Source organism: Flavobacterium sp. CR10 (genome assembly GCF_055814415.1).
Map to the genome: position 1 here is coordinate 788,017 of NZ_CP185985.1, position 24,194 is coordinate 812,210.

General features: G+C 33.3%; 24 protein-coding genes. All 24 read right to left on the reverse strand.

What is annotated here, in order from left to right; genetic code table 11:
- Window positions 1-1,143, reverse strand: coding sequence for an aminotransferase class I/II-fold pyridoxal phosphate-dependent enzyme (locus ACNRYB_RS03670; RefSeq protein ID WP_129746731.1), 1,143 nt, complete (start codon window positions 1,141-1,143; stop codon window positions 1-3).
- Between the two features lie 75 nt (window positions 1,144-1,218).
- Window positions 1,219-1,857 carry an NAD(P)-dependent oxidoreductase gene (locus ACNRYB_RS03675; RefSeq protein ID WP_129746732.1) on the reverse strand — a complete coding sequence of 213 codons (639 nt, stop codon included), beginning with the start codon at window positions 1,855-1,857 and terminating at the stop codon, window positions 1,219-1,221.
- A 189-nt stretch (window positions 1,858-2,046) separates the two neighbouring features.
- Window positions 2,047-2,316 carry a hypothetical protein gene (locus ACNRYB_RS03680; protein WP_473729268.1) on the reverse strand — a complete coding sequence of 90 codons (270 nt, stop codon included), beginning with the start codon at window positions 2,314-2,316 and terminating at the stop codon, window positions 2,047-2,049.
- A 151-nt stretch (window positions 2,317-2,467) separates the two neighbouring features.
- A complete protein-coding gene (locus ACNRYB_RS03685; RefSeq protein WP_473729269.1) occupies window positions 2,468-2,983 on the reverse strand; it encodes a hypothetical protein in 516 nt (171 codons plus the stop codon).
- A gap of 62 nt (window positions 2,984-3,045) precedes the next feature.
- Window positions 3,046-3,327, reverse strand: coding sequence for a FoF1 ATP synthase subunit delta/epsilon (locus ACNRYB_RS03690; RefSeq protein WP_129747880.1), 282 nt, complete (start codon window positions 3,325-3,327; stop codon window positions 3,046-3,048).
- An 83-nt stretch (window positions 3,328-3,410) separates the two neighbouring features.
- Window positions 3,411-4,922 (reverse strand): F0F1 ATP synthase subunit beta, encoded by a 1,512-nt coding sequence (gene atpD, locus ACNRYB_RS03695; RefSeq protein ID WP_008465465.1) that lies wholly within the window; start codon window positions 4,920-4,922, stop codon window positions 3,411-3,413.
- Between the two features lie 237 nt (window positions 4,923-5,159).
- The gene (locus tag ACNRYB_RS03700) at window positions 5,160-6,713 is read right to left on the reverse strand and encodes an SGNH/GDSL hydrolase family protein (RefSeq protein ID WP_129747879.1); all 1,554 of its coding nucleotides are present in this window, start codon (window positions 6,711-6,713) and stop codon (window positions 5,160-5,162) included.
- 84 nt (window positions 6,714-6,797) lie between these two features.
- A complete protein-coding gene (locus tag ACNRYB_RS03705) occupies window positions 6,798-9,626 on the reverse strand; it encodes a TonB-dependent receptor domain-containing protein (RefSeq protein WP_129747878.1) in 2,829 nt (942 codons plus the stop codon).
- Between the two features lie 302 nt (window positions 9,627-9,928).
- Entirely contained in the window at window positions 9,929-10,849 is a 921-nt protein-coding gene (locus tag ACNRYB_RS03710; protein WP_473729270.1) for a hypothetical protein, read from the reverse strand.
- Window position 10,850: 1 nt separating this feature from the next.
- A complete protein-coding gene (locus ACNRYB_RS03715) occupies window positions 10,851-11,984 on the reverse strand; it encodes a hypothetical protein (protein ID WP_473729271.1) in 1,134 nt (377 codons plus the stop codon).
- 129 nt (window positions 11,985-12,113) lie between these two features.
- Window positions 12,114-12,680, reverse strand: coding sequence for an REP-associated tyrosine transposase (locus tag ACNRYB_RS03720; RefSeq protein ID WP_473729272.1), 567 nt, complete (start codon window positions 12,678-12,680; stop codon window positions 12,114-12,116).
- A gap of 290 nt (window positions 12,681-12,970) precedes the next feature.
- Window positions 12,971-13,282, reverse strand: coding sequence for a hypothetical protein (locus ACNRYB_RS03725; protein WP_473729273.1), 312 nt, complete (start codon window positions 13,280-13,282; stop codon window positions 12,971-12,973).
- 144 nt (window positions 13,283-13,426) lie between these two features.
- Window positions 13,427-13,891 (reverse strand): PEGA domain-containing protein, encoded by a 465-nt coding sequence (locus tag ACNRYB_RS03730; RefSeq protein ID WP_473729274.1) that lies wholly within the window; start codon window positions 13,889-13,891, stop codon window positions 13,427-13,429.
- 12 nt (window positions 13,892-13,903) lie between these two features.
- Window positions 13,904-14,287, reverse strand: coding sequence for a hypothetical protein (locus ACNRYB_RS03735; protein WP_473729275.1), 384 nt, complete (start codon window positions 14,285-14,287; stop codon window positions 13,904-13,906).
- Window positions 14,288-14,298: 11 nt separating this feature from the next.
- Window positions 14,299-14,796, reverse strand: coding sequence for a hypothetical protein (locus ACNRYB_RS03740; RefSeq protein WP_473729276.1), 498 nt, complete (start codon window positions 14,794-14,796; stop codon window positions 14,299-14,301).
- Window positions 14,790-16,127: a polymorphic toxin type 23 domain-containing protein gene (locus tag ACNRYB_RS03745; protein WP_473729277.1), complete on the reverse strand. Its 1,338-nt coding sequence runs from the start codon at window positions 16,125-16,127 to the stop codon at window positions 14,790-14,792. Before ACNRYB_RS03745 ends, ACNRYB_RS03740 begins: the two co-directional genes overlap by 7 nt.
- A 431-nt stretch (window positions 16,128-16,558) precedes the next feature.
- Window positions 16,559-16,990 carry a hypothetical protein gene (locus ACNRYB_RS03750; RefSeq protein ID WP_473729278.1) on the reverse strand — a complete coding sequence of 144 codons (432 nt, stop codon included), beginning with the start codon at window positions 16,988-16,990 and terminating at the stop codon, window positions 16,559-16,561.
- A 201-nt stretch (window positions 16,991-17,191) separates the two neighbouring features.
- Window positions 17,192-17,683, reverse strand: coding sequence for a PH domain-containing protein (locus tag ACNRYB_RS03755; RefSeq protein WP_473729279.1), 492 nt, complete (start codon window positions 17,681-17,683; stop codon window positions 17,192-17,194).
- Between the two features lie 15 nt (window positions 17,684-17,698).
- On the reverse strand, window positions 17,699-20,107 hold the full coding sequence (locus ACNRYB_RS03760; RefSeq protein WP_473729280.1) for an RHS repeat-associated core domain-containing protein: 2,409 nt from the start codon (window positions 20,105-20,107) through the stop codon (window positions 17,699-17,701).
- Between the two features lie 207 nt (window positions 20,108-20,314).
- Window positions 20,315-20,881 carry an REP-associated tyrosine transposase gene (locus ACNRYB_RS03765; RefSeq protein WP_473729281.1) on the reverse strand — a complete coding sequence of 189 codons (567 nt, stop codon included), beginning with the start codon at window positions 20,879-20,881 and terminating at the stop codon, window positions 20,315-20,317.
- A 98-nt stretch (window positions 20,882-20,979) separates the two neighbouring features.
- Window positions 20,980-21,420, reverse strand: coding sequence for a hypothetical protein (locus ACNRYB_RS03770; protein ID WP_473729282.1), 441 nt, complete (start codon window positions 21,418-21,420; stop codon window positions 20,980-20,982).
- A 5-nt stretch (window positions 21,421-21,425) separates the two neighbouring features.
- Window positions 21,426-22,499: an RHS repeat-associated core domain-containing protein gene (locus tag ACNRYB_RS03775; RefSeq protein WP_473730232.1), complete on the reverse strand. Its 1,074-nt coding sequence runs from the start codon at window positions 22,497-22,499 to the stop codon at window positions 21,426-21,428.
- Window positions 22,500-23,019: 520 nt separating this feature from the next.
- Window positions 23,020-23,205 (reverse strand): hypothetical protein, encoded by a 186-nt coding sequence (locus ACNRYB_RS03780; RefSeq protein ID WP_473729283.1) that lies wholly within the window; start codon window positions 23,203-23,205, stop codon window positions 23,020-23,022.
- 613 nt (window positions 23,206-23,818) lie between these two features.
- Window positions 23,819-24,184, reverse strand: coding sequence for a hypothetical protein (locus tag ACNRYB_RS03785; protein WP_473729284.1), 366 nt, complete (start codon window positions 24,182-24,184; stop codon window positions 23,819-23,821).
- Between the last annotated feature and the right edge of the window lie 10 nt (window positions 24,185-24,194).

Genomic DNA, 24,194 nt, shown 5'->3' on the forward strand with positions numbered 1-24,194 from the left:
TTAACTATAAAAAACAAAATCCCTAATCAATTCCAAGACTTGATTAATCTCTTCCTTCGAATTATAGCTGTGAATGCAAAAACGAAGACGTTCCTGACCTTCTGGAACAATTGGAGATAGAATAAACTGTACGTCAAATCCTTTATCTTGTAACTGCTGAGACAACTCTCTTACATTTTCATTTCCCGGAACAATTGCAGAATGTATCGAAGATTTACTGTGAACAAACATTGGTTTTAGTCCCAACAAATTCTTCTGCTGATTGAAAAACACAATATTCTCACGAAGTTTCTCAATTACCTCTTTTTCATTTTCTAATTGCTGATATGCTGCAAAAATTGTTGCAACAGTATGAGGAGACAACGCAGTTGTATACATAAAGCTTCTCGCAAAATTGATTAGATAATCTCTGAGCTCGATGCTTCCTAAAATTGCCGCACCTTGGCACCCTAGAGCTTTTCCAAAAGTTACAATTCGTGCAAAAATTCTATTGTGCAACTGTAAATATTGAGCCTGACCTTCTCCTTTATCTCCAAAAATACCTAAAGCGTGAGCTTCATCAACAATCAAATAGCAATTGTATTTTTCAGAAAGCTGAACCAACTCCTCTAATATTGGACTATCTCCATCCATAGAGAAAACAGTCTCTGTTACAATGTAAATTGTTGCACTTGGAAATCTAAGAATATGATTTTCCAAATCTTCAAAATCATTGTGGATAAAAGAATATGATTTTGCTTTAGACAATGCAAGACCATCCTTTATCGAAGCATGACACAATTCATCATACAAAACAACATCATTTTCTTGTGGTACAGCGCTAAAAAATCCCAAATCGGCATCATAACCCGAATTGAAAATTAAAGCAGATTCTGCCTCATGAAATTGCGCTATAAAACTTTCCGCAATTTGATATAGCAAATGGTTTCCTGTATTCAATCTTGAACCTGTAGCTCCATTTTGAAAAATCTCATTTTCCAATAAATAGGCATGTGCATGTTTATAAATAGTTTCTGATTTTGAAAATCCTATATAATCATTAGAAGAAAAATCAATGAGGTTACTAAAAACAGGCAATTTTCTAAACAGATTTTGCTGCTTAGAACTTTCTATTTTTTGATTAAGATTTTCGGGAAACTTCATAAGAACAAAGTTAGGCAATTCCAATCAGAATAAAATAAACAGCGGATTGCAGAAAAATCCGCTGTTTCTCTAAATTTAAATAGCACTAATAAAAGGCGATTGTCTAATATAATTTGACTCTGTCAATTCTTTCACCAAAAACTTTGAAATATCCAATGCTGTAATTTTATCTCCTAAACAATCTTCGAGATTTACAGAGATTTCATTACTATCATCAGAGAAAACAATTAATGGAACTCGTACTTGCGTCCAATCCACTTTACTTTCATTTAAAAGATCATAGGTTAATTGTCGATCTTTCTGAATTTCTGGAAAATTAGTTTTCATCCAATCTGTTGCCATCATTGTTTTAGGGCTTTTTTTATCAAATGGAGTATCGATATTTAATCCTGCAAGAAGAATATATCTTTGAATTCCATAAGTATCCATGGCATTCAAAACATTCTTTGTTGCTTGACTTGCGACCATCGGTTCTCCAGGTCGTTGCCCAAGTGTACTGATTACGGCCTGACAATCTCTGAGTAATAAACTTATAGATTCTTCATTAATAGCATCGCCTTTAATGATTTCTATTTTTGAATTTTGAATGGTAAAATTGTCCGGATTTCTTAATAGAAGTTTTACGCTGAATCCGTTTTCTAATAATTGGTTTACAAGGTATTTTCCTGTTCTTCCGCCGCCGCCTAGAACAGCTACTTTTGATATATTTTTCATACATATTCTTTATAAAATTTGACATAAAAAATTTTGCTCCATCATTCTAGATGAAACAAAGCGTAAAAGCTTGCTTAGCTTTTACAATCGATCAAATATTTTATAAAGAGATTTTGATACTTCAAAAGTAAGAAAATAAAAAAAGCCGGACTAAAAATCTGGCTTTAAATATATTTTGCTGTAAGCAGTTTAATAAATCGTGTACGTCACCGTATTACTTGTTGTACTATTAATCGTGTATTGCGTAGTCGCAGGATAGCCACGTTTTACGATATCACGTTCCGCAGCAGTGAGTGGCGATTCACAACAGATTCCCAGCCAAGGAGCGGTATACGTTGGACCAAATACGACATTTGAAGCTTCTACAGAAACTTTAGTAACATTATCAGAACTTGTGGTTAGAGACATTGTCCCAAAACCTAATGCGATAAGCAGCATTCCTAAAAAAGCTTTTTTCATAATATTTTTTTTAAACGTTAATATATCTACAAACGTAGCGTATATTCAGTAAAATATTACAACTTTTAAAATAGCTTTTTTATGTTTTTTGTTAATTTTCTGACATCTTTGACAGCTATCCTAAATTATAGAATGCTGAACAACATTTCGCTTATTGCACTTTCTTCTTCTCTATCCATCTAAAATTACCTTTCTCGGTCGCATCAAGTAAATCAACCTCTAAACCATTAGCTATTTTTAATGCATAATTAAATGCTGATTTCAAATCTAAATGGACTGATATAGATTTTTTCTTTGTTTCAGACAACCAAACATATATTTCAAAGTCTCGATCAGAATAGTTTTTATAGACTGAGACATATTGCACATCTTCAAAAATAGAATCTTTGCATAATGGAATCTTAAAAACAGTAAAATTAAACCTAACCGATTTCAACATTGCATTTGTATAAACTTTTTTTGTAAAGGTCAGCCCTATTGCACAGACGAACATAAAAAATGTCGCTAAAACAAATTTTAAAGCTTCAATCATTTTTCCTAAAGAAAAGAGATCTATCGTTTTAAAAACCATTGAAATCGCAAAATAATATAGAGGTAATGCAATTAAAAAATGCCAAAACGGTCTTTCTGAAACATAAACCAGCCGATTAAATTCTTGTTCTCCCATTCGCCAAAAATAAAAAAAGCCAGACAATACTGTCTGGCTTTTCAACTTATTTTGAAATTGTTTTAGTCAACTAATACAATTATCTTATTGTTTTTCATTTCGATTGTCCCTGACTTAATCTCTAACGTATAAGTTTGGTCATTAACTCTCGTAAATTTATCAGCAGCCTCCTTAGAAAAACTGAAGCTTGGAGCTGCAATTTTAATTGTTCCTTCTTCTAAGATTGAAACAATTGGGGCGTGATGATTTAAAATCTGAAAACTTCCATTAACTCCCGGCAAGCTAACTGATGTTACCTCTCCTGAAAATAATTTCGCTTCTGGTGATACTATTTCTAAAATCATATTTTTTTTAGTTAATAGTTGATGGTTGATGGTTGATGGTTGCTTTCTAACAACTGACAACTAACAACTAACAACCAATATTATTATGCTTCAGCTAACATTTTCTCTCCAGCTTCAATTGCATCTTGAATAGAACCTTTCAAGTTGAAAGCTGCTTCTGGAAGGTGATCTAACTCACCATCGATGATCATGTTAAATCCTTTGATAGTATCTTTAATATCAACTAATACACCTGGGATACCTGTAAATTGCTCTGCTACGTGGAAAGGCTGAGACAAGAAACGTTGTACACGACGTGCTCTTGCTACAGCAAGTTTATCTTCTTCAGATAACTCCTCCATACCAAGGATCGCGATGATATCTTGTAATTGTTTGTATTTTTGAAGAATTTCTTTTACTCTTTGTGCACAGTTGTAGTGCTCATCTCCTAAGATATGTGGAGTTAAAATTCTTGAAGTAGAATCTAACGGGTCAACCGCAGGATAGATACCTAACTCAGCAATTTTACGAGACAATACAGTTGTAGCATCTAAGTGCGCGAAAGTTGTAGCTGGCGCAGGGTCAGTTAAATCATCCGCAGGAACGTAAACCGCTTGTACAGATGTAATAGATCCTTTGTTTGTAGATGTAATACGCTCTTGCATTGCACCCATCTCTGTTGCCAATGTTGGTTGGTAACCTACCGCAGATGGCATACGTCCTAAAAGTGCTGATACCTCAGAACCTGCTTGAGTAAAACGGAAGATGTTATCAACGAAGAATAATACATCTTTTCCTTGGTCTGATCCAGCTCCATCACGGAAATACTCAGCGATAGATAATCCTGAAAGTGCCACACGTGCACGAGCTCCAGGTGGCTCATTCATTTGTCCGAAAACGAAAGTAGCTTTAGACTCTCTCATTCCTGGCATATCTACTTTAGATAAATCCCATCCTCCATTTTCCATAGAGTGCATGAAATCTTCGCCGTATTTAATAATTCCTGACTCTAACATCTCACGAAGCAAGTCATTTCCTTCACGTGTTCTTTCACCTACTCCAGCGAATACAGAAAGTCCTCCGTGACCTTTTGCGATATTGTTGATCAACTCCTGAATCAATACTGTCTTACCTACTCCAGCACCACCAAACAAACCAATTTTACCTCCTTTTGCGTAAGGCTCGATCAAATCGATTACTTTGATACCTGTAAATAGAACTTCAGATGAAGTTGATAAATCTTCAAATTTTGGTGCTGGTCTGTGGATTGGCAAACCGTTCTCTCCAGATTTTGGCAAATCACCTAAACCGTCAATTGCATCTCCAACAACATTAAATAATCTTCCATATACGTCTGGACCGATTGGCATTTGGATTGGACTTCCAGTTCCAACTACCTCATATCCTCTAGACAAACCGTCTGTAGAGTCCATAGAGATTGTACGAACAGTGTTTTCTCCAATGTGAGATTGTACTTCTAGAACTAAGATAGTTCCGTCTTTTTTAGTGACTTCTAGTGAATCATAAATTTTTGGAAGTTCAACATCTTTACCGTTGAAAACTACGTCAACTACTGGTCCAATGATTTGAGCAACTTTTCCTATTACTTTTGACATTACTTATGTATTTATTAAATAGCTATTTAGGTTTATCGAAAATACCTCTTTTTTCAGAGCGCAAAGATAATTTTTTAAAATATAAAATCAATTTTTTTTTCATAAAAAATAGCATGATTTTGTTTGATTCATAAAACTTGTCCAAAAAACAACAAAAACAGCATTTTTTTAATAAAAGAAAAAAACCGCTTCATCTGTAAAAATGAGCGGTTTTTTGATATTGAACTAATTCTTCAATTATAATTGTTTTGGAAATAGAACCTGATAATTACCAATATCCACACCTTTTAAGTTAGAACCATACTTAGCATTAATGGCCTGAATAAATTTATTAGCAATAAAAGCATACCCTCTTGGAGTAGGATGAACTCCATCTAAAGAAAACATACCTCCAGTAACAAAAGTAGCTTTCAGTGTAAAATTGTTCATTGTAATTCCGCTTGCTTTATTTAAATCAGACATAATTGATTCCGCATCAACAATTGCCAAACCATTTGCTTCAGCAGCCGCTTTTATAGTTGCATTATAAGCTGCGGTTGCCACTCCTATTTCATCTACTTCAGATGGCAACAAAACATATCTGTCTGGCAAAGGAAAAGTAACCCCTAATTGCGCTAACGATGGCGAAGGCGAAGCGATTCCGTCTAAAGCAACACTTGGCGCCTTACCTATTCTTGTAGAAGCCCCTAAAACAATTAAATCAGTAGGCAATGCTTGTCTCGCTCTTCCAAAAATCATCCCCATTGCGGTCGCAGTATTAACATCTAATCCACCACCCATTAGTACTGCCTTTAAATTTGCTGACAAATCAGGCAACGTTTCATCTACAATCAATAACGGATTATTTCCTGTTGAAGACAGAAGCTTAATTCTATCACCTTGGCCTAAAAATGCTAATGCATTATGCAAAGGACCATACAATTGTGCATTTAAAGTTGGAATCAAACTAACTCCTTTATCTGTTAAACTTGCTTGACTAAGTTGATTATAAGCAATTACATGAAAATGAGGAAGTGTTGTTATGACAGGAAGATTTGCCACAACACCTTTTCTTCCGCCAGCAACAAGCTGAGCAACCAAAGCTTTGTAAGCACCATCAAAAGTAGCAGGAGGGGTTAAAGGATTAACCGTAGGATCTCCACCAGCCGTTGCATATCCTAACTCATCATTACCTCCGATCCATAAAGAAAAGAAAGTAGGATTTTGACTTAACGCATCAGCCAAAACAGTTGTTGTTGCACTAGATGCGAAACGAGCAAAATATGGATTTGCTGTTCCTGTAGCAACACCTGCAGCATTACCATAACCAGGAGCAAGCAAATGAAAACTTTTTGCCCCAGGAACCCCTAAATTATTAAACGCCCCAGATAAATGTGCTGTAACCTCTGTAGTAGGCACTCCACTTACAGGATCAACAGTTGAATTCGGATGTTCTGGCGTTATTGCTGTATTAAAATACAAACGCGGTCCGCTAATTACATTCCCTCCTAACAACAATCCACCTACATTATCATTTGCAAAAGGCGTTTTAAATTCACCTCCACCTACTAAAGCAAATTGCTGTGCCAAAATATTCGGATAAGCCCCTTCTTGCCCTTTAATAAACAAAGCATTATCACTAAAACCTGCGGCAAAAGAATCTCCTAAAGCAACATATTTAGAAAAATCAGCACTTCCAGCAGTCAAAGCTTTACCATCAGATGACTCTACCACTGGAGCCACATCATCATCACTATTACAAGCCATAAAGGTCAACGAAACCAATAAAAGCCACTTGAAATTTTTTATCATAATTTATAATTTTTATAATTATCTGCCTCCAAACTAAGCGTCTAGAAACATAAATAATGAATTTGACCTAGAGTTTACAATCAATTATGGATTAATTGTCCAAGAAGCAAAATACTGCTGTCCTATTAATCCAGCCCCAATTACCTGGTAATATTCTTTTCCGCCGATATTGGCTGCTCCTAATTTTACTACTGATTTTAATTTTGGAATTCCATAATTTATCTGAGCATCAATTACAGTTGCCTCTTTAATTATACCATCAGCAAAACCAGCCTGCCATAAATATTCACTGTTCCATCTTCCGCTTACATTAAATCCAAAATTTTTAAACAGCTTATCATTTCCAATTGACATTTTAACTCTATGTTTTGGCGTATTAAATCCAGGCTCAAAACTTGGATCTTTTGCTTGATCAAAATCAAACTGAGCATAGTTATAGTTTACTCCTAATTCGAAGTCAGAAATTATTTTTCTAGAAAGTCCAACTCCAAATCCTAATGAATGTATCTCTACATCTGAATTTGTGTATAATTGATACGCTCTATATTCTCCGTTCTGAAGCGCTCTGATTGATTGAACACCTGGATCTGAAACACCTGCAGCAATATTTGGATTATCCTGAGCAGTTCCGTAGAAAGGAGAAACCACATTTAAATTACCGATAAAGTTGTTATATATATTATAGTAACCGTTAAGATCTATCGATGTACCTTCAAAAACAGAACGATACCCTAACTCAAAAGCTTTTACTTCTTCAGGTTTCACATAATTCGCTCTCGATTTTTTTAACAGTGCTGCTGCTGCAACTGGATCTGTTCCTGCCATTGCAGAAAATGCAGTTACCGAACTTGCTATGTAAGAGTTCCCATAAGCATCATTACCATTCATTACTTTTGTCGGGCTTCCTGCATACATCTGACCTTCTGCACTAAGATTAAAAGTTTCATTAAACCTTGTTAAGTTATCAGGAGCAGAACCAAGCAATACCGCATTTCCAATATTAAATCCTATGTATTGATCCTGAGTTGTTGGATTTCTAAATCCTGTTTGGAAAGACCCTCTGAAATTATGATTTCTTTTTTCTCCAGCTGAGTACACAAGAGACAAACGCGGAGAATAATTACCATCGAAGTTTTTAGATTTATCATAACGAAGAGATCCCGTAAACTTCAATCTATCATCCATAAATTTCTTCATCAATTGCGCATATGCACCATATTCATTATAATTTATCTGACTATTGGCATCAGTATAGATTCTTCCGTGAGAATTTAATTCATACGCCCTAAAAGAACCTCCAACCTGAATTTCAGCAAACTTAATTATATCTCTAAAATTGTAGTTTGCATCTGAATGATACATTTTTGAATTATCAACCAATCTTGATCCAGTTAAAACATCTGGATCACTTATAACCTGATTAAATGCATTTTTAAACTCTGCCGTACCAGGCAAAAAACGACCTGTATCAGCCGTAGATCTCGCAGTTGCATGAGCTTGTTCTGGCGTCATACCTGCTAAAGTTCCTTGAATAAATGCTCCTGCGTACTGACCAAACCAAGTATTATCGTCTTTCCATTTTCTATTTACGTTAATTCCCGTAAAAATCATATCATATGAATGACCTCCATCCTCACCTGTCATATATCCTCTCAAGAAGAAATTTTTGCCTTTAAATTCTAATTTATGCTGTTGCATAAAAAAATCATTCAAATAATACCTGTTTGCCCCTTGATAAACAGCATTTCCAGTACCGAATTTACTCTGCCAAATAATTTCCAATCTTTCGTCCCCGAAAGGTCTTCCATGTAAAGAGAAATCAATTTTCTTATTGGCTGCTTTGTTATCTGTTAAATCAATTTCATTATACCCTGTTCTACTAACCATAGAATTTGGCAAAAGGTTAGATGCCCCAACAGGAATCAGTCCCATTGCCTCTAACTTTTGACCAACACCTTTAATATTTGTCGCTGCTTCGTCTCCATAAACATTTATCCCATCATAACTAGGATTTGTTCTATCAATGCCAGCTCTTGTTTTATCCTCATAATTTGTAGCATACCAATCTGTTGCCTGCATATAAGTAAAGTTTGCTTTGGCAGCAAAATATTTATTAAATGCGTGAGCAAATCGAATACCGAAATCATAAAAACTATTTGTTCCTGCGGCATCTTGCGAAGTTGCACCATACTTAAAATAAGTAGAAATCCCTTGATTTGTAAACGGACTTTTACTAGTCATAAATAAAATTCCGTTAAAAGCATTGGCTCCATATAAAGCAGAAGATGCTCCAGGAAGCAATTCCACACTTTGAACATCAATTTCCGAAACTCCAATCATGTTTCCTAAGACAAAATTCAACAACGGAGACGCATTGTCCATTCCATCTACTAACTGCATAAAACGAGTATTCGCAACCGTAGCAAATCCTCTCGTATTGATTGATTTAAACGACATACTGCTCGTATTCATCTGAACCTCTTTCATGTTTTCCAAGCCATCATAAAAAGAAGGAGAAGCTGTTTTCTTAATTTCCTGAACCCCCATTCTTTCAATAGTTACAGGAGATTCTAAAACTCTTTCTGGCGTTCTTGATGCCGAAACTACAATTTCATCTAGTTTTGTTTCTTCACCTTTTAAAACCACATTTACTTTTTGATTTGTCGTTGTTACGCTTACCGTTTTAGACTCAAATCCTACTGCGGAAACCTTTACAGAAAAAGGCAGCTTAGCATTAGTGGTCAATTTAAACGATCCATCAAAATCTGTAGAAGCACCAGTATTTTCTCCTACCACAACAATATTGGCACCAGGAATAGATTGCTTGTTACTGTCTGTAACCGAACCTGTGATTGTATTCTGCGCAAAAGATACTCCGCTGAATAACAACATAATTAGCAAGTAGACTCTCATTAGGGTTAGTTTTTTTGTTAGTATATATAGCCAAAATACACAAATATTTTAATATGTATAAAAAAACGTTAAATAAAATTGATATTTATCACGATTTTATACAATATTTTAACTATTCACTAATTCATTTTATTAAAATAAAAACAAATAAAACCTAAAGAAAAATCAGTTTACTATGCATACATATAAATTTTTATCAAAAAACTGAAAAATTCACAAAAATACATACGCTCAAAAAAATTTTTGACAATAAAAAAAAGCGAGACCTAAATCTCGCTTTTTTAACATATTGATTATATTAATTACTTTGACTCTACTTTTTCTAACCTTTTGTTTAAGTCTATAATCTGTTTGTTTTGCTCTATAATATATAAAGTCATTTCTTCAATCTTTTGAAGCAACTTGGCATTCATTTCGCCAAGACTAATTCCATTTTTCAAAACTTCTTCTTCACTTGGAATATTTTCCAAATGTCCTTTTTCTGCAATATGTTTTTCAACTTCTTCAAGTGTTGGCAGATTATATTCTTTTTTAAATACAAAATCTGGCCACCCATTGATATCTACTTTTACTTCTTTGGAATGGATCGTTCCGTTAACGTCGAGCTTGTTAGACGGAGTAGTTACTCCCATGCCAACATTTCCATTTTTCAGAATCCGAATTAGGGCTGTATTAGACCCTGAACCAGGAACCTTTATATCTGTAAAATCTCCATTCTGTTCTGTCCAGCCTGTCTCAATTATTGAGGTATTGTTCCAAGCGCTATTTCCAATTGATAATTTAACACCATGATTCTTGCCAACCGAAAAAAGCGATGTTGACTGATATACATCTATTGATAAAGTTCCCATTATATTTTGGTTTCCGGTAAAAGTGTTAGCACCCCTTGTCGCTAATTCTCTCCATGTAGAGTTTGCTGAAACTAAAGAACCAGCAAAGATTTTTCTAAAAAATAGACGATCATTATCAGTAAAAGATGAGCTTATTTGCAATTGATAATTGTTGGTTGTATTTGTATGTCTCGCAATAATTAAATGCTGCCAAGCATGACTGCCGTCAGGAGCCATACCCACTGTTACACCGGTTAAACCATTATATATGCCAGATTTTAGCGGAGCTGAAAAATCAGTTATGGCAGAAGGGGCATATCCGTCTCCAATTTGTTGTGCAGACGAAATAAATCCAAAAAAAAAAAAAGTGATTACAGTTAAATTAAATTTCATATTATTTGGTTTTAAATTCTAGTGTTTTTTTGAAGTAATCTATTTCTTTGTTTTGTTTTTCAATTTCCTTTTTCATCTCAATCATATAAAGTGTCATTTCTTCAATCTTTTGAAGCAACTTAGCATTCATTTCGCCAAGATTAATTCCATTTTCTAAAACCTCTTCCTCGCTTGGAATATTCTCCAAATGCCCTTTTTCTGCAATATGCTTTTCAACTTCTTCAAGTGTTGGCAAATTATATTCTTTTTTGAAAACAAAATCTGCCCAGCCTGTCGCCTGTACTTTTACTTCTCTTGCTCCAATTGACCCTTCAACAGCCAGTTTATGATTTCCGGTTGTATTTGTACCGATACCTAAACTTCCATTTGAAGTTAAAATCATTTTTCTTATACCGTAAGAATCCCAGGAAAATAAGGGTCTTGTAACAACTGGTGCACCATTAAGTCTAGAATCAAATGTAATAACAGATTCAACACCATTATCATTAGCTGATTCAATCATTCCCGTCAAATAAAGTGCTGCTCTATTATCACTCACATGATACCCCTGCAAGCTTGGAATAAACTGCCCATTAGACGCAGTATTATTAACAACTTTAATATAATCTTGTGATGCATCACTTACATTTAATTTAAGTAATGTTTCTGGACCGCTAACTGCTAATGTAGTAACTTCAAGACTCGCAGATGGAGTTTTAGTTCCAATACCAAAATTTCCAGTCGTGATGTAACTATTACCAGAACCCTTTATTTTTAAACTTCCAAAAGATTCCACATCACTCTTCGAATCCAATAAATTTCTCCATTCCGTCCAGGCATTTTCACCATAAAATGCATTTCTGTACATAATTTTACCTCCTTTCCAAGTACCTTCAAAATATAACTGAGAAATTAAATGTGAACTCCTTCCATAAATTTCTAACAAAGACCCGTAAGTGGATGGCGCATTCAAGCCCCCATAATTATCCCAAAGTTTTAACGACAATGGTGTTACCCCAACTCTCGGAAGTGCATTAAAATCCTTTTGTTCTGTTGTTCCCCACTTTAAGCTGTTTATCCCCAAATTACCGTCAAAAGTTTGAGAATTGGTTATTGAACTAATAAATATGGCTGTAAAAAATATAATTTTTTTCATTTTCAATATTTTGTAAATCATTTTTACAAATATATAATTATAAATTTAATCTTGTTAATTTTTATCAAAACATATATTTATTAACATAACCACGCTCCCGCACGAATCCTTTCCTTTGGGACGTCCTACTTAAACATTAAACATCTTAAAAACTACCACATCATCAATAAGTCCTTTTTGACCAGAATAATCTATTGCACTGCTATACACATAATCTTCCGCCTTATAAACTAATCCTTTTTCAACTGGATTATTGTGAACATAATCTATTTTTTGCTGTATCACTTTATTGCTCCAAAGCTCAATTGGTTTATTGTCATGACGCCAAAACTGATAATGCTTTACATTAGAACTTTTTTCGGCTTCTTTCTTAAAGAATTCCAACAAGAATTCTCGTCTGCTTTCTCTTGGGTTTTCTTGTATACTTTTGACTATAGATTGACTGGTAAATCTTTTCAAATCTCCAATCAATAATTCTGGATTTTGTCCAGCTATACTTCTGAAAACTAAATGCACATGATTTGTCATAATACACCAAGCATGAATTTCTAATCCTTTCTTTTTTTGGCAAAACTCTAAGCTTTCTAAAAACAAATCTTTATATTCATTTCTAGTAAATACATCTAACCAACCTACAACCGCAAAGCTTATAAAATATAAGCCGTTAGGATTATGAAATTTATAATTTCTACTCATTTTAAAGCATTAACAATTTATAACTTGGATTTGATCAGCATACTGCCACACGAAAGGATTCGTGCGGTAGCGGGGGAAATACTGACCGCCAAAACTGGAACACTACCCAAGACTCGCTTTATTTACAGTAAGAAATTCTCCTCCCCTCAATTCTGACGTATATTTTATGGAGTAATAAATTTTATAGAAAAAATAATAATAACTCTTTTTAATAAATTTCATATCATTTTAAATTTTCATTGCACCAGGAAACCCGTTGGCGCGGATTTACAATACAATCCGTACCCGCATTAGAAAGTAAGGATAGTTTGTCTGTTTGTATTCTTTTTGTTGCCAATCTTTGTGGGCACGGATTGCAAATCTGCGCTATTGGGAGACTTAGTTACTACATAATTATTACATGTAAGAGCGCTATCTCTTACTTTTACATCAACTTGTTTTATGCTATATTTCTGATATAGCTTTTTTAAATTTTTATCATCAAACTGATAATTATAAGTCTCCATAGTAAAATCAATACCGTCAACATTAAAAAAAGATACAGTGCCTTTATTTATTGCTTTCAATCTTTTGGCAAAGTCATTGTTTTCCTGACCACTCATAAAAGCTGAAACAAGAAAAATGCTTAAAAAATATAATAATTTCGTGCTTAACACTTTGTATTTTTAATTGTATAAACAAATTTATTGTCCTTACCGATTGTTTTAACCCTGTTATCTGTTTGTTTAGGATCGTTAAATTCTAAATTATCTTCTTTCCAATTGCCCCACTTTTTCCCAGTTAGGATCAACATTTAAAGAAACTGCAACATAAACATCTTTGTTATTACTTTTAAATGCAATTCCTTTGTTCATTTGTGCATTAATTTCTTGAGGTGTCAGATTATACATTGCACCTGTAATAGGATCAATAATGATTCCTACTAAGCCACCTATTAAAATATTTCCAAAAAGCCAGCCATTTAATCTCTTAGTTAATGTAGTTTGATAAGTTTGGTAGCCTTCCAGTTTTATCATGATTTCATGCTCCCTTTTTCTGGCTAATTTTATTTCAAAGGGTGTTTTACCCATCTCTACTTCATCAATAAACACAGAAGCAGATGAAGGACTACTTGAAAATTTAATAGTTTGTTTAGAACCAGATATTATTGTCGCACAGCTTGAAAAAAATAATATGCAAAAGATAGATACTGTAATTAGAATTTTATTCATTATAAGTAAGCATTAATTAATTTGTAATTGATATTGAGGAAGTTTTGTAACATCACCCTCGTAAAAATAAAACTCAACTGTAATTCTGTAGCATGAACTCCATAGATCAGGCGTAGACTTTTTTACTACTTTGACTATATTCGCACCATTTGCTCGAGCTAATTTTCGCGCTGTTATTAAATTAGTATTAAAATCACAATCTGTCGAAAACCCACTATCCCCAAATTTTGCATTACCAATTTTTTGTGCATTTTCAGGAACAGTGTTTTTAATATCAAGAAATGCAACCTTATCATCAATTGTTAATGGTTTCAACTGAGCGCCGAAAGTAGATTTTACAGTTGCTGTACAACTAAGTAAAATTGTAGACAAAGCTGTAATAATGTATTTTTTCATTTTATTTTTGTTTATTTAGCAATAATTGTTTTAATATAGACGTGAGATTTTTTTCCATGATCTATACTTGTTAAAGTGTCTCCCTCTCGACTCAACTTATACTTAATAATTAAATATTGTCCTCCTTCAGCAATAACAAAGGTTTCATAACTAATAATGTCAGTATTTAAACTATAGAAATAGTAGTCCATTCCAACTTTCATTGGATTCAAATCTTCTTCTTCTAACTTACTGCTACTAAAACTAAAAGCAGTTCCATTATTGTAAAATTTCTTACATATAGACCACTTTTCATAATTTGGATCTCTAATTAAGATCTTATTTTCATAATAACCATAAAACCGATACACATTAACAGTATCTAGTCCTTTAGGAAACACAAAATTCTTCTTATTTTTCAATGAATACCGAGGATATTTTGGCACAAAAATACCTTCGTCATTTTTGTAGTATGAAATGCACGAATTTGCTGCTAATGCTATCAATATTAAAAGAAAAGCCCTTACCATGTTGTAAAAATATTAGAGGTTTTATATTGAGAATATCCATTCCAATCTCCATTTTGCATTTCGAACATTCTCTGATTTGCTATAAAAGTTCCATGAATTGCAACATTTTGTATTGCATGTCTTATCCATTCACTATTTGCTCCAAGTCGATATGACTTGTAACTAAAATAGGCTGCTCCCATCCTATAAGGGATTCCCCTCTCATTAACAAATCCATTTTTATAATATTCCCCATACCTTCCTCTAGAACTATATCCTAATTCGCCACCAAGTAGACTTTTCTCAACTTCATAGTCATCTTTTGTTCTAGCTCCAGTAAACAAATTGAATCCAGCAGAAAACTGACCTACACTTAAAGATAATGCAGCCGTTCTGTATTGATCATTTCCATCGCCTGACATTCCAGAAAAAGGTTTCCCGTCGTTTTCATAAAAAGCTCTAAAATCTCCAAAATGCAAACCTAATGAGCCCGTTTGCTGTTTAAACTCTTTCATACTGCCACTTCCACTCCAAAAATTAGTACCAAGACTAAATCCAGTTTTACCATCATCATAAGCAACTAGAATAGATTTTCTAACTTCTAAACCATTTTTTCCAAATCCATTATAATTACTATTAGACATAATTCCAACACCACCAGAAAAACTAAAATCACCTGCATTGTAAGTTGCTGAAACACTTGCTCCTATTCCCATTGTATTACCAAAAGCAATTGTGGGAGAAATACTAAAGCTCCAATCACCAACGTTTACACCATATGCGGGAGCCATTGCGGCTACAAAACCTGTTGCTACAGCATTCCCAACTGAAGACCCCATTAAACTTGCTGGATTTAAACCTCCAGTTACACCTCCTATGACGGCACCTCCTAATACCGACATTCCAAATTTTCCCCAACTCCAGTCTCCAGTTTGTATAGCTTGCACCACATAACTTGTACCTCCAATTATCGCCCCTATAAGTGCACCAACTGCAATTGGTGCCCATGCAAACTCACCACTTGGATCAGTATATTTTAAAGGGTTATTTAAAACATACCCATAACGGTTGTAGTTTTGGGTATTAAATGCATCCTGAATATTATTATCAGGCTGTAAAAAACGATGCAGTTTTGAGTCATATAAACGGGCATTCATATTAATAAGCCCAACACTCTGCAAATGTTCATGACCTGTGTAACCTCTGTCCAAAATAGTCAATCCAGACAATGCATTTCCTGCTCCGTCCTGTACTTTGGCGATAGCGCCCCAAGCATCGAAAACTCTTTTTTCTACAATTGCTCCAGATAGGTCTTTAATTGCTACAATAGAATCAGCTTTTGCCAAAAACAACTCACTCTTCTTTTTGACAAAAAAAACTAATTATCTCAATCAGCAATAAGCCTATCAATGTAAAAATAATTGGCCCATTAGGCATTTTTAGCAACTTAAAGCATAAAAAAAATGATGCAAAGGGGTAAACAAAAATTAAAACATCTAAAAAAAGAATCTTTTTTTTCGAATCAAATTCATGTAAAATCTCTTTATACTTATCATTTTTTAAAAAATAAAAGAAATTAAACAGCAATATAATTGTTATAATCAGATATATTCCATTTAAACTAATTTGCTTAATAGACACATTAAAAATTAATAAAACTGAAACTATATTTAAAAACAGTAATGCTGACAAAAATATAATTGTTGGTATTTCGGGATACAAGTTGTTAACCTTAGTAGTTGACTTATACATCTTATAAAAAACATAATTAAAAACGTTCATATTATCTAAATTTTAAAGGGCATACTTCACATTCGCGATACATCCCCGAGTCCGACTTAATAGTTGCTGTATGATTTACAGGATAACCATTTTGTTGAATAAAAGCTTTATGTCTTCCATCTATCATCCCTTGTCTATATGTATCTGTTGTCGAAATCACTTTACTAATTCCTATTGTAAGTCCAAGTGTTGGCCACTTCTTACCTATTCCAATTAACAATCCATCAAAAGCTAGAGCGTTAAATGCATCTGTTCTTTCTTGATCTGTTGTAGCAATTGAAACTTTATAAACTCCAGAACCAATATCATACAAATCTAATGCTGTGCCTCCATATGTTCCTAATTTAGAAACATTACCTAAATCAAAAAAAGTATTCGTCGTTTCTTTAAAATAGTATCGCCCTTCAAACTTACTTTCGCTCAGAGTTCCCATAGTTAACGCAAGAAACTCTTTTGAAAATTTATATTCATTATTTTTTTCTAAATTACCTCCAATTGTTCCTATTGCAAATTTACTTTCTTGGACGGCATTAAAAGATTCAAGATCATAACCAGGCCCAACCGCACTTGGCCCTAGCTACCACACGAATCCTTTCGTGTGGCACCTCCTAGTAATCACTAATAAGTATAAAATTTAACTAATCATGGGATAAAACACTTTTTCAGTTGTTGTTTTAACGTTTGGAAAATTGTCCTTTAGAATTTTATCAATTTTGCTAGAGCATAAAGACGTAATTACAAAACTAGAACCATCCAAAAAATTAATTTTCACATAATAATAATTACTAAAAGCTAAAGTTCCATTAACAGTACCTCTTGAACCATTCATATAAATTGCAATATTTTTAATCTCATCAGAATTATAAAGTGATATCTCTATTCTCTTTTTTCTAACTATCGTATTACTCTCTAAAACAAAAGATATATTTTGATTTTCTCTTAGATAGTTAAAATGTAAAAAAAGCACAGGCATTAAAAACATTAAAAAATACGGAACGGATATCATCATTACAAGTTTAAAATCATGAGTCGGCAAACAAAACAATATAACAATATATATAAAAGATATCACCATCAAATCTGCTAGCATTCTCAACTGATTTAAAAAAGTTATTTTTAATTTCATAGTATTTTCTTTTAATTATCTAATAAAATTACCCCTATTAAAAGAGTTAAAAAAATGATTAAAACTTCCTTGTACTTGTGGAGCAACTATATCGTAAGAATATTCGACTCCTTGAAAACCTGCGCCCATAAGAACTCCCGCCAAAACCCCATATGGGCCTGCAAAAGATCCACCAATTCCCCAAGATGAAATTGCAGTTCCTACACCCCATGATGCCATTGTACCCGTCATCCTATAGCTATATCTTCCGCCAGAAATTCCTCCATCTTTTTCATCTTTACTAAATTTATAAGAATGGTCAACAACTTGCGCAACAGTAGAAATATTTCCTGCATATTTCCCTATTCCATTCATATAAGGAGCTGCTCTTCCAGCTGCTTCAAGACCTGAAGTAATTATTGCTGTTGATGTTGCTACTTCATTAGTTTTTACAGCTACTTTCTCAAAATCAACAGGTCTTAGATAAATAGAGTAATCACTTGTGATATTATATTTTGTTGTTAAATCACCTTTTCTTTCTGCAGCACCTGTAATACTAACACCTGAAAAAGCATTTACATCACCATATCCCGGTCCAATTGCACTAGCACCCAAAGCTGGCTTATTATTATAATTATCCAAATAATTGTTTGCCATTCCCGTTGCATATGATGATGTTACACCAGAAGCCGCTCCTGCAAAAGCACTTGTCCAAGCATTAGAAGTCCATTTTCCAGGATTTAATTGCCCTCCACTTTCATAAGCTCCTTTTACATATGCTGCAAATAAATAGCCAAAAACGACATTCCAAATTTCTCCGCTTGGGTCTGTATATCGCAGAGGGTTATTCATTACATACCCGTAACGGTTGTAGTTTTGTGTATTAAAAGGATCCTGAATATTATTATCAGGCTGTAAAAAACGATGCAGTTTTGGGTCGTACAAGCGGGCATTCATATTAATAAGACCAACACTTTGTAAATGTTCATGTCCAGTATACCCCCTATCCAAAATAGTCAATCCAGACAATGTATTTCCTGCTCCGTCCTGTACTCTCGCAATAGCGCCCCAAGCATCGAAAACTCTTTTTTCTACAATTGCTCCAGATGGGTCCGTAATTGCTACAATAGAATTTTGGTAATCTCTTTGCAAAAATAAATATTTCTGGTCTGTATCTCCATTGCTTTTAAATACTATTGGAGCAGTATAGCCGTCTCCGCCTATATAGGTAACAAAGTCTATAACACCATTTGTTGTATTTTCTTTTATTTCCATTGTACCGTCTGCACTGTAATATTTTCGGAAAGGTCTTTTTAATTTATCGTCCTGCAAATCGCCATAAAACATTGTCGTTCGATAATTATTGTCATTATAATCGAAACTTACTTTGTCGACATCTTTTTCATTAATTAAGACAGGACTTTTAAAAACATTATAGTCTATAATTTGAGATGGTTTTGTCTTATAATATTCCAATGCCTCAGAGCTTATTGTAATTGAAGCATTTTGATATGGTTTTTCATTAGGGTATGTATATGTACCTAAATTATTCTGGGTAATCCTGCCTTTATTGTCATAAGCCTGCGTTTCTTTTGTCCCGTTAATTCCTACAAATTCTGTTAATCGGTCAAAATTATCATATTTAAAATTTTCGTTCCACGCCATTAAATTGTTGGTACGATTATCTAAATTCCCTGTAGTTGCATTAAAACTAGTTCCTAAAGACAATATATTGACCGATGGTGTGGTTTTGTCAAACTTAAACTGTTTGTTATAACCATAACTATCGTATTCATTAGTTTGTGTTAAAGGTCCGTTTTGAGCGGTCAAAAGCTGCGCTTTGGCATTTATGGTATTGGTTTGCCATAATAGAGCATTAGTGCCATTGTCAAAAATTTGATAAAGCGCACCATTTTTATAACCGTATTTTACCGTTTTACTGCTGGCTTTACCGCCTAATCTCGAAGCTATTGATGCTTCTGTGAGTAAACGACCGTAAGAATCGTATCTATAATCTTTAGTAAATACTGTAAATGGTGTTGATTCGATCTTTGTCCCGATTCGTTTTTTATCATCATAAATATAATCGGTTTTAATCGTATTAACTCCGTCATTAAACTGGCTATTTATTAATAGTTTATTTGTTCCGTCATAAGTGTATTTTGTTTTAAAATTGGTGTAAAGTCCTGCAATTGTTTTTTCGTCTAGTCTACCTTCTGGGGTTAGTTTATAAAATGTTACTCCGTTTTTATTTTCTTCACTTATAAGCTCCCCAAAATCATTGTACGTATATTTAAATATTCCCGCAGATGGATCATCAATCTGTTTTTTCCTACCCCATCCGTCTTGCAAAAATTTTGTTTTTATACCATCATAATTTACTTCTTTTAGATCTCCATTTGCAAAATAGGTGTATTTAATTTCATTAGAAGGAACGTCAAACATCGAAATTACATTACCAACAGCGTCTTTTCTATAGGTTTTGGAAATTGTTCCATCATTTACTGTAGTGGTTAAACCTGCATAAAGAAAATTGGTTGCTTTTCCGGTATAAGCCGTTTGTGTTTCAATGCGTCCGTAATCGTCATACTTTGTTTCGTTCCATTGCGATGGCCCCCGCTACCGCACGAATCCTTTCGTGTGGCGCAACAGTTAGACATCAAACATCTTAAAAACTACCACATCATCAATAAGTCCCTTTTGACCTGAATAATCTATTGCACTGCTGTACACATAATCTTCTGCCTTATAAATCAATCCTTCTTCAACCGGATTATTGTGAACATAATCTATCTTTTGCTGTATCACTTTATTGCTCCAAAGCTCAATTGGTTTATTGTCATGACGCCAAAACTGATAATGCTTTACATTAGAACTTTTTTCTGCTTCTTTCTTAAAGAATTCCAATAAGAATTCCCGTCTGCTTTCTCTTGGATTTTCTCGTATACTTTTAACTATAGATTGACTAGTAAATCTTTTCAAATCTCCAATCAATAATTCTGGATTTTGTCCAGTTATACTTCTAAAAACTAAATGCACATGGTTTGTCATAATACACCAAGCATGAATTTCTAATCCTTTCTTTTTTTGGCAAAACTCTAAGCTTTCCAAGAACAAATCTTTATATTCATTTCTAGTAAATACATCTAACCAGCCTACTACCGCAAAACTGATAAAATACAAGCCTTCAGGATTATGAAACTTATAATTTCTACTCATTTTTTAATCTTTATAAAAAACTAAACTTTAATCTGCATACTGCCACACGAAAGGATTCGTGCGGGAGCGGGGAAAATTTATCTAAAAAAATCTATAATTTATTTCGTTTTAACCTCAACCCCTCTTTTATTTAATTCTTCAATAACTTCTTTAATATTTTCCTCATACCATCCATCTAGATCACTTACACTAAATAAGCTTTTTTCATCTCCTTTTTTATAAATTCTAAAACGTTTCCCCCAAGCCTTTCCTTCATTTTCGTCTTTATAACTAAATAATACATCCTCATACCTATATAATTTTACATTTTTTTTAGAAAACCACATAATAAAAATCAATTGAATATGATCCTTTTGAAGCTCTATTGAACTTAAACTCTTAACAAGAGAGATAATTACATTAGGAATAATTACAGTTAAAATCCAAACTATTACTATATTTTCAAGATGTAATTTACCTCCTAAGGCAAAAAAAAGCAGAAATATATGGGATATTAAAAACCGATGCATTAAATACTTTTTATTTCTTTTGAATTTCATTTTTATCATTGTTTATTATTAAACAGTAAAGAATAACCGATATTATAACCACTATTATAAGTACCATATGTACTGTAAAGTGAAATAGTGTTATATAACATCTTTTTTCCTTGGGATAATTCGTTAACAGAATTCCATGTTCCTTTAGTATTACCCAAAAGGGTAGGAGCATTACCCATACTTCCAGTAATCCAACTAGATGTAAAATCAATCATAGGAGCATATTTACTTCCTCTCTGACCTGCTATCAAGCCGGGAACTGTTGAGTAATTATGAAGAACCTCACTAGGTTTTTCATTAAAAGAATCTGCCATTTGAGCTATTCCTATTGAAGTTTGCCCAATAGTGAAACTTAATGCAATACCAGATCCTCCTCCAGTTTCAGGAATTGCTGCCACAGCACCAACTGTTGCAACAACTCCAAATACAGTATTTTTTAAACCATTGCCGAATTTCGAGTCTGGCTGTAATAATTCTGACTCAAAAACATCTCCCCTATCTAAAGTATGATGACATGCTACACATGGAATTACATCATTACCAATACCTCTTCTTTTTTCATTAACTTTTGTAATATTAATATAATTATCATCATTAACAAACGAAGGCAAGTTAAATCCAACCGCACTAGCACCCAAAGCAGGCTTATTATTATAATTATCAATATAACTGTTGGTTGCTCCTGTTGCATAAGAACTTGCCAAACCAGAGCCTATACCAGAAAAGGCTCCCAAAACATTCTGCATGTTCCATTTTAATGGGTTTGCCTCACCTGTTGCTGCTCCTCCATAAATATAGGCTGCCAAAGCAACAGCAGCAAACTGCCAAAATTCTCCGCTCGCATCGGTATATTTTAAAGGGTTGTTCATTACATACCCATAACGATTGTAGTTTTGTGTATTAAAAGGATCCTGTATATTATTGTCTGGCTGTAAAAAACGATGCAGTTTTGGGTCGTACAAACGGGCATTCATATTTATAAGACCAACGCTTTGCAGGTGTTCATGCCCTGTATAACCCCTATCCAAAATAGTCAGTCCAGACAATGTATTTCCTGCCCCGTCCTGTACTTTGGCAATAGCCCCCCAAGCATCAAAAACTCTTTTTTCGACAACAGTTCCTACTTGGTCAGTATCGCTACAATAGAGCCGACTTCTATTTAAAACAACTCACTCTTTTTTTTCACAAAAAAGACCAATTATTTCAATCACCAACAGACCTATCAATGTAAAACTAATTGTGCCATTAGGCATTTTTAACAACTTAAAGCACACAAAAAAGGATATAAAAGGATAAATAAATATTAAAACATCTAAAAAAAGAATCTTTTTTTTCGAATCAAATTCATGTAAAATCTCTTTATACTTATCATTTTTTAAAAAATAAAAGAAATTAAACAGCAATATAATTGTTATAATCAGATATATTCCATTTAAACTAATTTGCTTAATAGACACATTAAAAATTAATAAAACTGAAACTATATTTAAAAACAGTAATGCTGACAAAAATATAATTGTTGGTATTTCGGGATACAAGTTGTTAACCTTAGTAGTTGACTTATACATCTTATAAAAAACATAATTAAAAACGTTCATATTATCTAAATTTTAAAGGGCATACTTCACATTCGCGATACATCCCCGAGTCCGACTTAATAGTTGCTGTATGATTTACAGGATATCCATTCTCTTGAATAAAAGCATTGTTTCTTCCGTCTATCATCCCTTGTTTATAGACATCCGTAGTAGAAACTACCTTACCAATTCCTATCGTTATTCCCACTAATGGCCATTTGCGTCCCGATAGCGCGGATTTGAAATCCGTGCCCACTCCAATTTTCAAATCTTATTTATTCTCACCGTATTTTTTTTTCTCTCACTTTGTAGATATACTTCATGGGCACGGATTGCAAATCCGCGCTATCGGGCTGTAAAAAACGATGCAGTTTAGAATTTCGAATAGCTCTAGCAAATATACTTTCCAAGCATCTACATAATTTAATATTCTCTATATAAATAATATGTCATTCCCATTATTATAACTGACGAGAATAAATAAACATCCGTTAAAAAGAAAAATTTTCCCAGAGAATATTTTTCATCTTGAGTAATCAATTCCCCCTTTTTTAATGTTACGAAATAATAGTAATTAATAATAAAAAGCACTATTTCAATTACTAAGTACGTAGCTGGCAGATTATAATTTTTAACCCATTTTGTAAAAAACAAAAAAAGGTTTATCATACTAAGAATGTTGTTTGTCTGTGTAAAAGAAATGTATCCCACTACTGGAATCTCTGGCGAAACATTATGTTTTGAACTTTTAAAGTACAAACTATAATATAAATATTTATAAATTTTCATTTTGTTTCTGAACGTTAATAACCGAAAGGTTTTTAAAATTCTTGAAATAAATACCCGGTTAATCCTGTTAAAAGCACAGATAAAAACAAATATACTTCTGTCATAAAAGAAAATTTACCTAATGAATATTTTTCATTTTTCACAATTACGTCACCCTTTTTAAAAACTATGAAATAATAATAATTCACAATAAATAAAATAATTTGAATAATTAAATAGACAACCGGAAGATTAAATCTTTTAACCAACTTTGTAAAAAAAAGAAATACATAGATTAAACTGATTATATTATTAGTTTGAGCAAAAGATATATAACTAATTACAGGTATTTCTGGAGAAGCATTGTATTTAGCACTAGACAAATACAAACTATAATATAAATATTTATAAATTTTCATGATATTCTAA

Coding starts and splice junctions, on each gene's coding strand:
- ACNRYB_RS03670 (WP_129746731.1), bottom strand. CDS start 1,143: ATGAAGTTTCCCGAAAATCTTAATCAAAAAATAGAAAGTTCTAAGCAG.
- ACNRYB_RS03675 (WP_129746732.1), bottom strand. CDS start 1,857: ATGAAAAATATATCAAAAGTAGCTGTTCTAGGCGGCGGCGGAAGAACA.
- ACNRYB_RS03680 (WP_473729268.1), bottom strand. CDS start 2,316: ATGAAAAAAGCTTTTTTAGGAATGCTGCTTATCGCATTAGGTTTTGGG.
- ACNRYB_RS03685 (WP_473729269.1), bottom strand. CDS start 2,983: ATGGGAGAACAAGAATTTAATCGGCTGGTTTATGTTTCAGAAAGACCG.
- ACNRYB_RS03690 (WP_129747880.1), bottom strand. CDS start 3,327: ATGATTTTAGAAATAGTATCACCAGAAGCGAAATTATTTTCAGGAGAG.
- atpD (WP_008465465.1), bottom strand. CDS start 4,922: ATGTCAAAAGTAATAGGAAAAGTTGCTCAAATCATTGGACCAGTAGTT.
- ACNRYB_RS03700 (WP_129747879.1), bottom strand. CDS start 6,713: ATGATAAAAAATTTCAAGTGGCTTTTATTGGTTTCGTTGACCTTTATG.
- ACNRYB_RS03705 (WP_129747878.1), bottom strand. CDS start 9,626: ATGAGAGTCTACTTGCTAATTATGTTGTTATTCAGCGGAGTATCTTTT.
- ACNRYB_RS03710 (WP_473729270.1), bottom strand. CDS start 10,849: ATGAAATTTAATTTAACTGTAATCACTTTTTTTTTTTTTGGATTTATT.
- ACNRYB_RS03715 (WP_473729271.1), bottom strand. CDS start 11,984: ATGAAAAAAATTATATTTTTTACAGCCATATTTATTAGTTCAATAACC.
- ACNRYB_RS03720 (WP_473729272.1), bottom strand. CDS start 12,680: ATGAGTAGAAATTATAAATTTCATAATCCTAACGGCTTATATTTTATA.
- ACNRYB_RS03725 (WP_473729273.1), bottom strand. CDS start 13,282: ATGAGTGGTCAGGAAAACAATGACTTTGCCAAAAGATTGAAAGCAATA.
- ACNRYB_RS03730 (WP_473729274.1), bottom strand. CDS start 13,891: ATGAATAAAATTCTAATTACAGTATCTATCTTTTGCATATTATTTTTT.
- ACNRYB_RS03735 (WP_473729275.1), bottom strand. CDS start 14,287: ATGAAAAAATACATTATTACAGCTTTGTCTACAATTTTACTTAGTTGT.
- ACNRYB_RS03740 (WP_473729276.1), bottom strand. CDS start 14,796: ATGGTAAGGGCTTTTCTTTTAATATTGATAGCATTAGCAGCAAATTCG.
- ACNRYB_RS03750 (WP_473729278.1), bottom strand. CDS start 16,990: ATGGGAACTCTGAGCGAAAGTAAGTTTGAAGGGCGATACTATTTTAAA.
- ACNRYB_RS03755 (WP_473729279.1), bottom strand. CDS start 17,683: ATGAAATTAAAAATAACTTTTTTAAATCAGTTGAGAATGCTAGCAGAT.
- ACNRYB_RS03760 (WP_473729280.1), bottom strand. CDS start 20,107: ATGTTTGACGTTCCTTCTAATGAAATTAAATACACCTATTTTGCAAAT.
- ACNRYB_RS03765 (WP_473729281.1), bottom strand. CDS start 20,881: ATGAGTAGAAATTATAAGTTTCATAATCCTGAAGGCTTGTATTTTATC.
- ACNRYB_RS03770 (WP_473729282.1), bottom strand. CDS start 21,420: ATGAAATTCAAAAGAAATAAAAAGTATTTAATGCATCGGTTTTTAATA.
- ACNRYB_RS03785 (WP_473729284.1), bottom strand. CDS start 24,184: ATGAAAATTTATAAATATTTATATTATAGTTTGTATTTGTCTAGTGCT.